The following is a 15,027-nucleotide window of genomic DNA, read 5'->3' as shown; positions in this document are numbered from 1 at the left end:
GCCGCGCGGGCGGCACGGGCTCGGCCTCAGGGGGCCAACTCGACCGGGGAGGCGTCGCGTTCGGCCGCCGGACCGGCCGGCCGGTCCGGCCCGGCGCGCGTCGGCTCGGCGCGCGTCGGCTCGGCGCGCGTCGGCTCGGCGCGCGTCGGCTCGGCGCGCGTCGGCTCGGCGCGCGTCGGGTCGACGGGGTCGACGGGGTCGGCGGGTGCTGCGGGCTCGGCGGGCTCGGCGTTGGCCGTCTCGCGGTCGACCAGGGCGGCGTAGCGTCCGCCGAGGGCGAGCAACTCCTCGTGGGTGCCGCGCTCGACGATCCGGCCGCCGTCCAGCAGCACGATCTGGTCGGCGTCCCGGATCGTGGAGAGCCGGTGCGCGATGGTGATCACGGTGCGGCCGGCGGCCAGCGCGTCGACGGCCCGCTGCACGGCGTGCTCGGTGCGGGTGTCCAGCGCGCTGGTCGCCTCGTCGAGCACCAGCACCGGCGGGTCCCGCAGGATGGTGCGGGCCAGCGCCAGCCGCTGCTTCTCGCCGCCGGAGAAGCGGTAGCCCCGCTCCCCCACCACCGTCTCGTAGCCCTCGGGCAGGGTCGCGATGTGGTCGTGGATCTGGGCGGCGCGGGCCGCCTCCTCGATCTCGCGCTGGCTGGCCTCGGGCCTGGCGAACCGCAGGTTGTCGGCGATCGAGGCGTGGAAGAGATAGGTCTCCTGGGAGACCACGCCCACCGCCCTGGCCAGCGAGTCGAAGTCCAGGTCGCGCACGTCGACGCCGTCGAGCGTGACCCGACCCTCGGTCACGTCGTAGAGGCGGGGAACGAGATAGCCCAGGGTGCTCTTGCCGGCGCCGGTCGCGCCGACCACGGCGAGCGAACTCCCGGCCGGTACGGTCAGGTTGATGTCACTGAGGGTGGCGGGCGCGCCCGGGTCGTAGCGGAACGTCACCCTGTCCAGGACGACCTCGCCCCTGGGTCGCTCCAGGCGCACCGGGTCCGGCCGCTCGGTGATGTCCACGGGCAGGTCGAGGTACTCGAAGACGCGTTGGAAGAGGGCGAGCGAGGCCTGGATGTCGACGCCGGTGGACAGCAGCGAGGTGGCCGGGCGCAGCAGCCCCTGTTGCAGGCCGACGAAGGCGACCAGGGTGCCGATCGACGGCGGGGCGCCGCCGAGGTGGGCCAGGGCGCCGGCCGACCAGTAGAGCAGCGGGGGGATGGCGCCCATGATCATGCCGATGGTGGCCATCCGCCAGCGGCCGGCCATGCTGGCGCGCACCTCCAGGGCGACGAGCTTCTCCGACTCGTCGGAGAACCGTTCGGTGAGCGTCTCGGCGCGGCCCATGGTGCGGCCGAGCAGAATGCCGCTGACGGAGAGCGACTCGGTGACCATGGCCGCCATCCGGGCCATCTGCCGCTGCCGGGTGGCGGTGATCCGCTTGCGCTCCCGGCCGACCCGGCGGGCGATCCAGACGAAGAACGGCAGCAGCGCCAGCGAGACCAGGGTCAGCCGCCAGTCCAGCGCGAGCATGGCGACCAGGGTCGCGGTCACGGCGGTGACGTTGGAGACCAGCGAGGTCGCGGTCGAGGTGACGGTCGCCTGCATACCGCCGATGTCGCCGGCGATGCGGGACTGGACCTCGCCGGTGCGGGTGCGGGTGAAGAACGCCAGCGGCATCCGTTGCAGCTTGGCGTAGACGCCGGTCCGCAGGTCGTGCATCACGCGCTGGCCGACGGTGGTGGAGATCAGGGTCTGGAGGACGCCGAAGACGCTGCTGGTCAGCGTCGCGGCCACCATGCCGAGGGCCAGCAGGGTCAGCAGTCCGGTGCGCTGCTCGGGGAGGGCGACGTCGATGATCTCGCGGAGCAGGAACGGGGAGGCGACGGCGACCAGCGAGGAGGCGCCGACCAGCAGGCCGACCAGGGCGAGGCGGCCCCGGTAGGGACGGAAGAGACGCAGGATGCGGCGGATCTCGTGCGGCGGCCCTGGCTCGTCGGGCCCGTCCCGGTCCTCGGCGTCCCGGTCGGGTTCGGTGTCGCGGTCGGGTTCGGTGGCGGGAGTCCGGGGGCCGGGCTGGGCGGGAGTCTCGGGGTGGGGCATTGGCTCCTTCGCGGGGTGCGGGCGGCATGGCGCGTGCTGCGGGGTGGGACGACCGTCCAGCCTACGACCGGTCGGGGACCTTTCCCGACGGGTGGCCGAGTGGCGGCGGGCGTGTTACGAAGAGCCATGCCCAGTCGCTCGCGGTATGACGTGGTGATCGTGGGCGGCGGCCACAACGGACTGGTCGCCGCCGCCTATCTGGCCCGGGCGGGCCACCGGGTGGTGGTGCTGGAACGGCTGGACGCGGCTGGCGGCGCGGCCGTCTCCGACACCCCGTTCCCCGGGGTGGCCGCGCGGCTGTCGCGGTTCGCCTACCTGGTGAGCCTGCTGCCGCAGCGGATCGTGCGCGAGCTGGGGCTGCGGCTGGAGCTGCGGCGGCGGCCGTTCGCCTCCTACACGCCGACGGTGCGCGGCGGCGCGGCGACCGGGCTGCTGGTGGGCGACGGGGAGGCGCGGGTGCGGGAGTCGTTCACGCGGCTGACCGGGGACGGGCGGGAGTACGCCGCGTGGCGCGACTTCTATGCCCGCACCGGGCGGCTGGCGGGCCGGGTCTTCCCGACGTTGACCGAACCGCTGCCCAGCCGGGCGGAGTTGCGGGCGCGGGTGGGGGACGACGCGGTGTGGTCGGCGGTCTTCGAACGGCCGCTGGGCGAGGCGATCGAGGAGACGTTCGCGGACGACCTGGTGCGGGGCGTGGTCTTCACGGACGCGCTGATCGGCACGTTCACGCACGCGCACGACCCGTCGTTGGCGCAGAACCGCTGCTTCCTGTACCACGTGATCGGGCAGGGCACCGGGGACTGGGACGTGCCGGTGGGCGGCATGGGCGCGGTGACGCGGGCGCTGCTGGACGCGGCGCTGGGGGCGGGCGCCGAGGTGGCCACCGGGCACGAGGTGACGGGGCTGGCGACGGACGGCCGGGTCGCGGAGGTGGCGTGGCGGACCGAGGCGGGCGAGGGGCTGGTCGGCGCGGAGACGGTGCTGGTGAACGCCTCGCCGAGCGAGTTGGCGCGGCTGCTGGACGAGCCGGGGCCGGCGGCGCCCGAGGGTGCGCAGTTCAAGGTGAACATGCTGCTGCGGCGGCTGCCGGCGCTGCGCGATCCGGCCGTCGACCCGCGTGAGGCGTTCGCCGGGACGTTCCATGTGGCGGAGGGATACGGGGAGTTGGAGACGGCGTACCGGCAGGCGGCGGCCGGGCGGCTGCCGGCGGTGCCGCCGAGCGAGGTGTACTGCCACTCGTTGACGGACCCCTCGATCCTGTCGCCCGAGCTGGCGGCGAGCGGGCACCACACGATGACGCTCTTCGGGCTGCACACGCCGGCGCGGCTGTTCGCGGGCGACGCGGAGCAGCAACGCCGGGTGCGGGAGCGGCTGTTGGCGGACACGCTGGCGGCGTTGGACGCGCGGCTGGCGGAGCCGGTCGGCGACTGCCTGGCGGTGGACGAGGAGGGGCGGCCGTGTCTGGAGGCGAAGACGCCACTGGATCTGGAGCGTGAGCTGCGGCTGCCGGGCGGTCACATCTTCCACGGCGACCTGGCGTTCCCGTATCGCGCCTCGGAGGACGCGCCGGGGACGCCGGGGGAACGGTGGGGGGTGGCGACCGGGCACCGCAACGTGCTGCTGTGCGGCGCGGGCGCGGTGCGCGGCGGCGGGGTCAGCGGGGTGGGCGGCCACAACGCGGCGATGGCGGTGCTGGAGCGGTAGCGGCCGGCCGCCGGGCCGGCCCGCCGCCGGGCCCGGGGCCGGCGGCGGGGTGGGCCGGTTGGTCAGGTGGGGCGGCGGCGGGGTGGTGGGGCGGTGGAGTCGCGGAGCACCACATGGGTGCCGAGCAGGGCCCGCTGGTCGGCGGCCGAGACCGAACCCTCGGTGAGGCCCAGCGCCAACCGGACGGCGGTGCGGCCGAGTTCGACGTAGGGCACGTGGACCGTGGTCAGCTGCGGCAGCAGGTCGGTGGCGCACTCGGCGTCGCCGTAGCCGACGAGGGAGACGTCGTCCGGCACGCTGAGGCCGACCTCGCGCAGCGCGGCGAGCGCGCCGGAGGCCGCGTTGTCGGTGACCGCGAAGACGGCGGTGAAGTCGGAGCCGCCGACCAGGCGGCGGGCGAGGCGGTCGCGGGCGTCGGCGCGGCCGAGGCCGCCGCCGACCACCAGCTCGGGCCGGAACGGCAGGTCGAAGTCGGCCAACGCCCTGCGGTAGCCGGCGAGTCGGCCGGCGGCGGTGGTGGAGCCCGTGGCCGGCCCGAGGAAGAGGATGCGTCGGTGGCCCTGGACTAGCAGCCGGCTGACGACAGCGTAGGCGCCGCCCTCGTTGTCGTACTCGACGACGGTCGCCGGCGTCGCGTCGTCCGGGGCCGGCCGGCCGCAGAACACCAGCCGGGAGCCGGCGGCGGCCAGGGAGCCGGCGATGGTGGCCAACTCCTCCTGGTGGACGGGGTCCTGGGCGCCGCCGCCGATCAGGATCACGGCCCCGGCGCCGTTCTGGCGCATCCCGCGCAGCACGGTGCGCTCCCGCTCGGGGTCACCCCTGGTGGTGCCGATCAGACAGCTGCGGCCGTTGCGGGTGGCCTCCTCCTCGACGCCCTGGGCGATCCGGGCGACGGCCTCGTCCCGCAGGTCGGGCAGGACGAGCGCGACGGTGGGGGTGGCGTGGCCGCGCAGGGCGCGGGCGTGGGTGTTGGCGACGTAGTCGAGTTCCTGGACGGCGCGGAGCACCCGCTGGCGGGTGCGGGGGGCGACGGGGTAGTTGCCGGCGAGGACGCGGGAGACGGTGGCCATGGACACGTCGGCGGCGCGGGCGACCTGACGGAGCGTCGTGGGCTTCGAGGTCGTGGTCCTGGAGGTTCGGGTCGGGGTCACGGCGTTCCCGCTCGGGGGCCGTGGGCGGCCTCGCGGTGGGGCGGGCGGGACGGAACTGACGGAACGGACAGGCGCGATGGACATGGCCACCCCTCACGATTCATTGGTCTGGACATGACGAAAACCTCGCAGTAACGTCACCCTTGGTCTAGACCGCGCTACTCCCCTCAAGGAGCGCTCCTCCCCCACGACATCCGGGAGCGAACTATGCGAAAGACGATCCTCACCGCCGTGACGGGCGTCGGGCTGGCCGTGGCGACGGTGTTCGCCACGACCACCACCGCGCAGGGCCACGGCTACACCACGTCCCCGACCAGCCGGCAGCTGTTCTGCGCGCAGGGCACGGTCACCGACTGCGGCCAGGTGCAGTGGGAACCGCACAGCGTCGAGGGGCCCAAGGGCTTCCCGGCCGCCGGCCCCGCCGACGGCGCGCTCTGTTCCGGCGGCAACTCCCGCTTCTCCGAGCTGGACGACCCGCGCGGCGGCAACTGGCCCGCCACGGACCTCAACCCCGGGCAGTCCATCACCTTCAGCTGGACCTTCACCGCCCGCCACAGCACCTCCGAGTTCGACTACTACATCACCAACGACAGCTACGACCCCTCGCAGCCGCTGACCCGCTCCGACCTGGAGCCGGCACCGTTCCTGAGCGTTCCGATGAACGGCGCGCAGCCGGGCGACACCGAGCACCACCAGGGCACGATCCCGAACAAGTCCGGGCGGCACCTGATCCTGGCCGTGTGGAACGTGGCCGACACCGGCAACGCCTTCTACGCGTGCTCGGACGTGGACCTCTGAGGTCTCCCGCCACTCCCTCCGATCCCGCCGACGCTCGTCCCGGTCGGTTGACGCGGGTGCGTGGAGAGGTCCAACCCACCCTCCACGCACCCGCCGTTCGGGGGCGGCCGGACCCCGGCAGGGGCCCGGCCGCAACCGGGGTGGCGTTCAGCGCAGCCACGGGATGTTCCGCACCAGCTGGGTGCGCTCCCACCAGCCGCCGAGGCCGTAGACCCGGCCGGCCGAGTAGAGCGCGACAACGACCATCACCCCCGCGTAGACCACGTGCGCGTCGATCACCGGGTTCGGCGACATCGTGGGCGTCCCGTCCGAGGCGAAGCGGGCGGGCGGGAACTCGCTGACCCAGAGCATCAGCATCATCAGCGGCCCGGCGACCGCCGTGACCCGCAGCCCGATGCCCAACACCAGCGAGATGCCCAGGCCACCCATGCCGGCCATGTACAGCCAGTCGATGGCGACCTCGCCGGCCCACGCGTGGAACGTGGACTCCAGCGGCCCGACCGAGACCCCCGAGAGGTAGCCCTGGGCCGGGGAGCCGCCCTGGAGCCAGGACCGCTCCGAGGCCGTGGCGTACCCCAGGCCCAGCGCCTTGTCGAGGAAGGCCCACAGGAAGATCGCCCCGGTGACGATCCGCAGGACGGCGAGCGCGCGCAGCGCCCCACCGGGCTCGGCCGGGATCGGCCGCTCATCGGGCGTCGGGAGGCTCGCGGGCCGGGGAGGATGCTGAACTGCCATGGTCTTCTCCTTGTGTGGCCGGCCGTGAATCGAGATGGCTCACGGCTCCACCACCGCCGTGGGCTCGACTCCCCAGACCAGGGCCCCGTCCTCGTAGACCGTCAGATACGGGGTGCGCGCGGGATCGTCAGCGATGTCCTGGTGCGACCAGTCGTCGCTCGGGTCCCAGCCGGGCCCGCCGTCCACCCTGAACTGCACCTCGGCACGGTGCGCCGACTGGCCTCCCGGATAGATCGAGCGTCCCGCGCAGCTCAGCTCCGCGTAGTAGAGGTCGCCCGCCGCCTGGTGCACCCCGCCCTCCGGCTCGGGGCACTCGCTGTAGCCGGCGGTCAGGGTGACCGACGCGGGGTCGACCCCCTCGTCGAGGGTGAACCAGTAGCGCACCGTGGCGTTGTCCAGCGAACGGGCGGGGAACGCCGAGATGTTGCGCACCGTCGCCTTGATCTCGCTGAACGTGTCGCCGGTCGCGTTGGTGCTCGCCTCGACATAGATCTCGTCGTCGTCCGGCTCCTCCACCGGCGGGAAGTCCGGCAGCGGCGTGCCGCCGTAGCGGGCCGTCAGATGGGCCAGCGCCCCGGAGAAGGCCGCGTTGTAGTCGGTGGCCACCTCGTTGGCCACATAGTCCTGCCGGTCGTCCTCGTAGGCGTCGTCCGGCGCGCCGGGGCCGCCGACCAGCGCGCCGTAGAGGACGTGCCGGCTGGCCTCGGGCTGGGTCAGCTGGTCGGTCCACGAGCCGTGCGCGGTGCGGTGGTGCGGGTCGCGCGGCGAGTTCTCGCCGAAGCCCACCACATAGCTGGAGTCCCTCGGGTTGTCGCCCAGCGCGTAGTTGATCTGGCTCTCGCCGAACTCCCGGTAGCGCGTGGCGCGTTCGGCGTCCGACTCGGCCAGCCAGTCGGAGTAGACCAGCGCCACGAACGAGGTGTTGGCGGCGTAGCGCAGCGAGCCCCAGGTGTCGAGCACGGCCTGGCCGCCCGGCGAGTACCGCACCCGCTGGCCGTCGACGCCGGTCGTCCAGAAGTCCAGCCACCGGTTGGCGTCCTCGACGTACTTGGGGTCGCCGGTCTCCATCGCCAACAGGGCATAGGCGCCGTAGGACTTGTCGTCCCAGGCGATGGTCCAGCGGAAGCTGCGCACGTCCGACTGCGGCTCGGTGGCCAGCAGGTCGTACTCGGTCTCGGCCTTCTCCAGATAGGCCGCGTCCCCGGTCGCCTTGTACAACCAGTAGGCGCCCCAGACCAGTTCGTCCTGGTAGCCGGACCAGGAACGGTAGAAGTCGCCGGCCGGCACGCAGTCGGAGTAGACCCCACGGTGCTCGTCGGCGAAGGCGTACAGCTGCTCGGCGTGGGTCACCAGCTCGGCCGCGTAGGCCGGGTCGTCCTCGGCGAAGACCAGCGAGGAGGCGGCCATCGCGGCGGCGGTCTCGCCCGCCACGTCGGAGCCGGGGCAGGAGGCGTCCACCCGGTAGGCCGGGCGCTCCATCGGCATCACCTCGGCCGGGCCCCACCAGCGGTGGTCCTCGTTGCCGTCGCCGACCTGGGCGTAGAGCACGTCGGGCTCGGGGTGCGCGCGGATGAAGTAGTCGTTGACCCAGCGGAGGTTGCTCTTCAGATACGGCAGCTGCCCCGACTGCTCGTAGCCGTCGCCGGCGGCCAACCCGCCCCAGGCGAGCATGGTGGCCGAAGCGGCCATCGGCAGGCCGAACTTGACGTGGTCGCCCGCGTCGTACCAGCCGCCGGTCAGGTCCAGGCCCACGTCGGCGCCGTCGTCCAGCGCGGAGTCGCCGCGCCAGCTGACCCGGTTGTCCTCGGGCAGCGGTCCCGAGCGCTGCGCCTCGTAGAAGAACATCGACTTCTGGAGCGCCTCGGCGTAGTTGAACGCGGGGGCGGCGGCCGTGGGCGGCTCGGCGTTCGCGCCCTGGGAGGTGAGCGGCACCAGCAGGCCGGCGGCGAGCGCCGTCGCGGCCAGCGCGCCGGCGGCGACGCGGCCGCGCGGGCGGCGCCGGCGGCGGCCCGAGGGGGCGGCCTTCGCGGCCTGGCGGCGGTCAGACGCTCTGTCAGACGCTCTGTCGGGCTCTCGGTCGGAGTGAGGAGACATCAGCGGCTCGTTCCTGGGGTCCGAAGGAGAACCGCCGCCGGGTGGTGACCGTCGTTCGCCCTGCGGCGAGCGACGGTCGGACTGGGAGCGCTCCCACCCGGCGGCGGCAGCTTAATGGTGTGGAAGCCGCCATGCTCCCGTCAAGTCCGTTGACTTAACAGAATGGAGCGATGGAACGGATTCGACGTCGTTCTGGCCTCTGGTGACTTCACCGGGCGAAGAACCCGGATCGTTCTCCTGGTGCGGTGTTCGCCTGGCGACCGGCCGGTCGCCGGGTCCCGCCGCGGCGTTTCCGCCACGGCGGTCGTTTCGCCCCCGCCCGTCCCCGACCGGGGCGAAACGACCGCCTTCCCGCTGGTCCGCCGGACACCCCCTCCCGCAGGGGGTCCGGAGCGGCGAAACCACGGCGGACAGCGGGCCGTTGGTCACCGCAGCGGATGCGGCGGCGACCTGGTCTCTCGGCGGTGCGGCTAGCCGCCGACCCCTCGGCTGCGTCGGTTGAAGTCACTCCTTCTGTTGACCTCTTGAACCCAGAGCCGAAGCAGGGGCCGTCGATCCTGACCGTGGTTCGGCCGCGCGCCGTGGCACGGCGCGGCGCGGGTCGGCTCCGCGCGGTCGGCCCCGTCCGCCGGCATCCCGCGCTCGTCGCGACACTCGGGGTCCTGGCGGACGTCGGAGAAACCTGGTGGAGGTGGCATGGGACGGCCCTCTCGATCCTTGGTCGGCGATCCGAGAAACCACCGCCGAGCGCGAGACGACTCCCGGTGGTGAATGGGAGCGCTCCCACCTTGCGGTTGCCCCTCATACTGAGAGCAGAGCATGACCCCGTCAACCGTTGGCGCAGTCTTTTGTCAAACAAAATCGGCGCGGAGGGGCCGCGAACGCGCCGAACGCGTCCAGGTTGTGAACGCCCGGCGCGCAGAAGGGGGTTGACGCGGACCGCGGGGCGGGCGCCGGCTTCGGGGCGTGGAACCAGGCGCCGCGCGGGGGCCGGCCACGCGCTCCGGCGCCGGCCCCGGTCGGTCAGCCGATCCTGGTGGGCGCGTGCGGGGGGCCGGCGCGGTGGGTGGGGCCGGGGCGGGGGCGGGCGTTGCGCATCCGGATGGCGCTGTGGCCGAGGCTGCTGCCGACGGCCGCGTCCCAGAAGGGCCAGAGGTTGTCGTAGAGGCGCAGTTGGATGCCGGCCTCGCGGTGGAGGGCGAGGAGGTTGCCCACCTCGAGGGGCGGGCCGAGCGGCTCGACCGGCTCGCGGGCGACCAGGGCGTGCCGGTCGGGGCCGAAGGGGCGGAACGGGGCGGCCGGCAGCCGGTAGGCGTAGAGCCTGGCCTCCAGCAGCCGGGAGAGCCAGCCGTACTCGATGGCGTGCACGCGGTGGCCGCCGCCGTCGCCTATCAGGCGCTGCCGGTCGGCGCGTGAACTGCTGGGCCTGAGCCAGACCATGGCCCTGGGGCACTGTCGGGGGAACCAGTAGTCGGGGGCGCGCTCGGCGTCCACGGCCCACACGAGCGCCTCCAACGGGCCCGCGCTGGCGGAGACATGAGGGCGGAAGACCTGGATGCCCGGGTCTTCGGAGAAGTGCAGGACCTCGCCTGGAGCTGGACGCATGGTGATCATCATCGCACCCGGGGACTCGCGGGGGGCGGGTGGGGGGCGCCGCCGGCGCACGGGGTGACCTGGGGCGCGGCCGGGGGAAACGGGCCCGCGCGCCGAGGCGGAACGGGTGCGCCGGAGCGCGCAAGACCCACCGTCGTTTTCCGGCCAGCGCGGGCGCTCGCGGCCGCTCCCCCGGGGCTTCGCGGCCGCGCCGCGAAAGTGGCATGTCAGGGACACATGGGGAGGTGCGGGGCGGGCCGCGCCAGCGGGAAAAACCCGTTGATTTTCGGCACCGGTGACCGTGACCCTTGCAAGGTTGCCCAGTTACGACACGCACTGACTCTGGGATGTCATGCAGATTCGCGATCTTCCGCATACCGACCCCGGCCAACCGGACGTGAGGTCGGGATTTCGTTTTCTGGTCTGGCTCTTCCGCTGCCAGCTCGGCGGCCAGGCCAAGGCGCTGGGGTGGGGCACCCTGCACATGGCCAGCATCGCCGCCCTGCCCGTGGCCATGGGTTCCGCGATCGCGGCCGTGGTGGACGACTCCGGCCGACGGCTGCTGGCGACCGGGGCGTTCCTGGTCGCCATCGCGCTGGTGATGGCGTTCGCCGACGCCATGCTGCACCGCGCGGCCGTCACCAACTGGATCACGGCGGCGGCGCGGGTGCAGCAGCTGCTGGCCCGCCAGACCGCCGCGTTGGGCGGGGTGCTCACCCGCCGGGTGGCCGCCGGCGAGGTGGTGAAGGTCTCCACCGGAGACGTCGAGAAAATTGGCTGGTTTGTCGAGTCGTTCTCCCGGTTCGCCGCCGCGGTGGTCGTCACCGTCTCGGTGTGCGCGGGGCTGATCTGGTTCGAGCCCCAGCTGGGGCTGTTGGTGGCCGGCGGCGTGGCCGCCGTGGTGCTGAGCGTCTTCCCGCTGCTGCCGGCGGCGATCCGGCGGGCCGAGTTCGAACGGTCGAAGTCCGGGCGGGCCACCGAGCTGGCCTCGGACACGGTGGCCGGGCTGCGGGTGCTGCGCGGGATCGGCGGCGAGGAGCTGTTCCTCGACCGCTACCGGAAGGCCTCGCAGGAGGTGCGGTCCGCCTCCGTGCGCAACGCGCGGATGTGGTCCCTGATCGACGCGGTGCAGGTGGTGATGCCGGGGCTGCTGCTGATCGCGGTGGTCTGGCAGGGCACCAGGCTGGCGCTGGACGGCCGGCTGGGCGCGGGCGAGCTGGTGACCGTCTACGGCGCGGTCAGCTTCCTGCTCTTTCCCCTGCGGCTGTTCACCGAGGCGGCGATGGCCTTCACCTTCTCGCGGCCGTCCGCGCGGCGGGCCGTGCGGGTGCTGGGGCTGCGCCGCGAGGGTGGTGCCGAGGTCGCGCCGTGCGCGGACGCGCGCGGCCCCCTGCGGCCCGCCGGCGAGCTGACCGATCCGGCGACCGGACTCCGGGCGGCGCGGGGGCGGCTGACGGCCGTGGTCTGCGGCGCGCCGGACTTCGCCGAGCGACTGGCGGAACGGCTCGGCGGGCACCCGGTCATGCCGGGCGACGAGGCGTCGGCGCGGCTGGGCGGGGTCGCCCTGGACGAGGTGCCGCTGGCCGAGGCGCGGGCGGCGGTGCTGGTGCAGGACAAGGACCCGGTGCTGCTCTCCGGCACGCTGGCCGAGCTGCTGGACGTGCCGTCGTCGGGGCGGGTCGACGCCGAGGCGGCGCTGCGCGCGGCGCACTGCCACGACGTGTTGGAGGCGCTCTCGCGGGCGACACGGGACGGCAGCCGGGACCCGATGCGGGGCGTGATCACCGAGCGGGCCCGTTCCCTCTCGGGCGGTCAGCGGCAACGGCTGGCGCTGGCGCGTTCGTTGATCACCGACCCGGAGGTGCTGGTGCTCGACGAGCCGACGTCGGCGGTGGACGCGCACACCGAGGCGGGCATCGCGCAGGGTCTGCGGTCGCTGCGCGCGGGGCGCACCACGGTGGTGTTCACCTCGAGCCCGCTGATGCTGGACCAGGCCGACGAGGTGGTCTTCGTCGACGACGGCGCGGTGGCGGCCGTGGGCTCGCACCGGGAGCTGTTGGGGACGACGCCGGCCTACCGGGCCGTGGTCACCCGCGACACCGAGACCGTTCAACTCGCTGAGGAGTCCGCATGATCGGCGTGCAGCCGCCCGGCCACGACCCGGCCGGCACCGAACACGCGACGACCCTGCCGGTGGCGGGGCCGGAGACGGTACGTGACTATGTGCGGACGCTGCTGCGCCGACATCGCGGCGCCTTCGCGGTGCTGATCGCGGTGAACGCGACGGCGGTGGTCGCCTCGATGGTGGGGCCCTACCTGCTGGGTGGGCTGGTGCAGGATCTCGCCGACGGCGAGCGGGAGTTGCGTCTGGGGAGGAACATCTCGCTGTTCGCGGTGGCGCTGGTGGTACAGGCGTTCTTCGTGCGGATGGTGCGGCTGCGCGGGGCGGTGCTCGGCGAGCGGATGCTGGCCGACCTCAGGGAGGACTTCCTGGTCCGCTCGGTGGGGCTGCCGCCTGGGGTGCTGGAGCGCGCGGGCACGGGGGACCTGCTGGCGCGGATCAACACCGATGTGGACCGGCTGTCCACGGCGATGCGGGAGGCGCTTCCGCAGATGTCGATCGCCGTGGTGTGGGCGGGGCTGCTGCTCGGCGGCCTGGTGGTCACGGCGCCGCCGCTGGCGTTGGCGATCGTGGTGGCGCTGCCGGTGCTGCTGGGCGTGTGCGTCTGGTACTTCCGGCGGGCGCCGGCCGGCTACCGCTCGGAGGCCGCCGGGTACGCGGCGGTGGCCGCCGCGCTGGCGGAGACGGTGGACGCCGGGCGGACCATCGAGGCGCACCGGCTGGAGGAGCGGCGAATCGCGCTCTCCGACCAGCGGGTGGCCGAGTGGACGAGCTGGGAGCGGTACACGCTCTGGCTGCGGTCGATCCTGATCCCGGCGATCAACTTCTACCACGCCTCGCTGCTGGCGGGGGTGCTGCTGATCGGCGGCTGGTTCGTGCTGGAGGACTGGCTGACCGTGGGGCAGTTGACCACCGGCGCGCTGCTGACCCAGCTGATGGTCGAACCGGTGGGGATGATCCTGCGGTGGATGGACGAGTTGCAGGTGGCGCGGGTCTCGCTGGCGCGGCTGGTGGGCGTGCGGGAGATCGAGGAGGACGCGGGCGACGAGGCGCTGGCGCCCGGCGGGCGTGAACTCCTCGCCGAGCGGGTGCGGTTCGGCTATCTGTCGGACGTGGACGTGCTGCACGACGTGAGCCTGGACGTGGCTCCGGGGACCCGGCTGGCGCTGGTGGGGCCCTCGGGCGCGGGGAAGTCCACGCTGGGGCGGCTGCTGGCCGGGATCTACGGGCCGCGTACGGGCTCGGTGACGCTGGGCGGCACGCGGCTGTCGGAGATGACGGCGGAGCGGGTGCGGGAGCGGGTGGCCCTGGTGAACCAGGAACACCATGTCTTCGTCGGCCCGTTGCGGGACAACCTGCTGTTGGCGCGGACGGACGCCTCGGACGCGGAGTTGTGGGCCGCGCTGGGCGCGGTGGACGCCGACGACTGGGTGCGGGGGCTGCCGGAGGGGCTCGACACCGAGGTGGGCTCGGGGGCGATGTCGGTGACGCCGGCGCGTGCCCAGCAGATCGCGTTGGCGCGGCTGGTGCTGGCCGATCCGCACACCCTGGTGTTGGACGAGGCGACCTCGCTGCTCGACCCGCGGGCGGCGCGCCATCTGGAGCGTTCGCTGGGGCGGGTGTTGGACGGTCGGACGGTGATCGCCATCGCGCACCGGCTGCACACCGCGCACGACGCGGATGTGATCGCGGTGGTCGAGGACGGCCGGATCACGGAGTTGGGCAGCCACCACGAGCTGGTGGCGTCCGGCGGGGCCTATGCGGCGCTGTGGCGGTCCTGGCACGGGTGAGGGAACGTCGCCGGCCGTCGGCCGGGGGCGGTCCGGCCGCGCGCCGGGGTGTGGGCCCGGCTCCCGTCGGGGAGTCGGGCCCCTGGCCTTCCCTGGCCCGGCTTCCCTGGCCCCCTGGCCTTCCCTGGCGGCGGCCGGGTGGTGGCGCGTCAGGGGGTGGCGGGGCGTCAGGGGGTCAACAGGCCGGCGCCGACGCCGCCGGCCGCGCCCAGGAGGATGAAGGCGGGCATCAGCACCTTGTTCTCCACCCAGGCGCCGGCCCGGAACCGCATGAAGCTCGGGGTGCCCAGCGGGTACCAGCGGCGGCCGGCGATCGGCAGCGGCCAGAGCATGGGGCAGCCGGAGATGGTGATGGCGTCGCCGAGGGTGTGCACGATGGCGCCCAGGACGATGGGCAGGCCGAGCCAGGCGTAGGGCTCGTCCGTGAAGAGCCAGTTGGCGCCGTTGCCCGGCTCGTCGAGGACGCCGGCGACGATCCAGGCGGTGGCGGCGCCGAGCAGCCAGACCAGCACGTCGCTGGAGACCCGGGCCATCCGCCACAGCAGGCCCTCGACGGCGAGCACCATGTGGACGAAGAGCGTGAACAGCACCGCCCAGCGGCCGAAGGCGACGGCGGCTCCGGAGAAGCCGACGCCCAGCAGGACGGCCCAGATCCAGGTGTGGGTGAGGGTGCGGTGGCCGCCGCTGCGGCGGCGGTCGCGTGGGCCCCGGGTGGCGTTGTAGACGGCGCTGGAGAGCTTGTCGATCAGGCCGGCGAGGATCTTGGAGAAGGGCCCGAAGGCGCGGGATATGGTCGCCGACCTGTGGTCCAGGTCGGGGGCGAGTGCGGCGCCGGCGCAGATCAGGGTGCCGGCGACCAGAACGGGCCACGGCATCGGGTGGTCGGCGGCGGCAGCGGCGGCACCCACGCCCAGCCAGGCCATCGCGCCGGAGAGCGAGTGCGCAGGTCCCATCAT

At 73.8% G+C, this 15,027-nt stretch carries 10 protein-coding genes; 4 read left to right on the top strand and 6 right to left on the bottom strand.

Features of this window, described 5'->3' with window-relative positions:
• Positions 1–26 precede the first annotated feature (26 nt).
• The gene (locus tag FH609_RS04600) at positions 27–2,084 is read right to left on the bottom strand and encodes an ABC transporter ATP-binding protein (protein WP_226961394.1); all 2,058 of its coding nucleotides are present in this window, start codon (positions 2,082–2,084) and stop codon (positions 27–29) included.
• A 126-nt stretch (positions 2,085–2,210) separates the two neighbouring features.
• Here FH609_RS04600 and FH609_RS04595 point away from each other — a divergent pair, with 126 nt between their 5' ends.
• Positions 2,211–3,788, top strand: a complete 1,578-nt coding sequence (locus FH609_RS04595; protein WP_139670660.1) for a phytoene desaturase family protein — start codon at positions 2,211–2,213, stop codon at positions 3,786–3,788.
• A gap of 62 nt (positions 3,789–3,850) precedes the next feature.
• Here the strand turns inward: FH609_RS04595 and FH609_RS04590 are convergent, their stop codons facing one another.
• Entirely contained in the window at positions 3,851–4,939 is a 1,089-nt protein-coding gene (locus FH609_RS04590) for a LacI family DNA-binding transcriptional regulator (protein WP_226961393.1), read from the bottom strand.
• A gap of 207 nt (positions 4,940–5,146) precedes the next feature.
• Here FH609_RS04590 and FH609_RS04585 point away from each other — a divergent pair, with 207 nt between their 5' ends.
• Entirely contained in the window at positions 5,147–5,737 is a 591-nt protein-coding gene (locus FH609_RS04585) for a lytic polysaccharide monooxygenase (RefSeq protein ID WP_139670655.1), read from the top strand.
• Positions 5,738–5,884: 147 nt separating this feature from the next.
• On the opposite strand, the gene FH609_RS04580 is transcribed toward FH609_RS04585, so the two are convergent.
• From FH609_RS04580 to FH609_RS04570, 3 genes are all read right to left on the bottom strand, one after another.
• Positions 5,885–6,472, bottom strand: coding sequence for a hypothetical protein (locus tag FH609_RS04580; RefSeq protein ID WP_139670654.1), 588 nt, complete (start codon positions 6,470–6,472; stop codon positions 5,885–5,887).
• 39 nt (positions 6,473–6,511) lie between these two features.
• Entirely contained in the window at positions 6,512–8,566 is a 2,055-nt protein-coding gene (locus tag FH609_RS04575; RefSeq protein WP_139670651.1) for a glycoside hydrolase family 9 protein, read from the bottom strand.
• A 1,023-nt stretch (positions 8,567–9,589) separates the two neighbouring features.
• Positions 9,590–10,171, bottom strand: coding sequence for a DUF6886 family protein (locus FH609_RS04570; RefSeq protein WP_139670650.1), 582 nt, complete (start codon positions 10,169–10,171; stop codon positions 9,590–9,592).
• A gap of 340 nt (positions 10,172–10,511) precedes the next feature.
• Here FH609_RS04570 and FH609_RS04565 point away from each other — a divergent pair, with 340 nt between their 5' ends.
• Positions 10,512–12,293, top strand: a complete 1,782-nt coding sequence (locus FH609_RS04565; RefSeq protein ID WP_139670648.1) for an ABC transporter transmembrane domain-containing protein — start codon at positions 10,512–10,514, stop codon at positions 12,291–12,293.
• Positions 12,290–14,071, top strand: coding sequence for an ABC transporter ATP-binding protein (locus FH609_RS04560; protein ID WP_139670646.1), 1,782 nt, complete (start codon positions 12,290–12,292; stop codon positions 14,069–14,071). The genes FH609_RS04565 and FH609_RS04560 overlap by 4 nt, the downstream gene beginning before the upstream one ends.
• 167 nt (positions 14,072–14,238) lie before the next feature.
• Here the strand turns inward: FH609_RS04560 and FH609_RS04555 are convergent, their stop codons facing one another.
• Positions 14,239–15,027 carry a metal-dependent hydrolase gene (locus FH609_RS04555; RefSeq protein WP_139670644.1) on the bottom strand — a complete coding sequence of 263 codons (789 nt, stop codon included), beginning with the start codon at positions 15,025–15,027 and terminating at the stop codon, positions 14,239–14,241.

Origin of the sequence: Streptomyces sp. 3MP-14 (assembly GCF_006334905.2) — a bacterium.
Classification (GTDB): domain Bacteria; phylum Actinomycetota; class Actinomycetes; order Streptomycetales; family Streptomycetaceae; genus Streptomyces; species Streptomyces triticirhizae.
The sequence above is the reverse complement of the archived record's forward strand: the minus strand, read 5'-3'. Positions and strand labels throughout refer to the sequence as shown.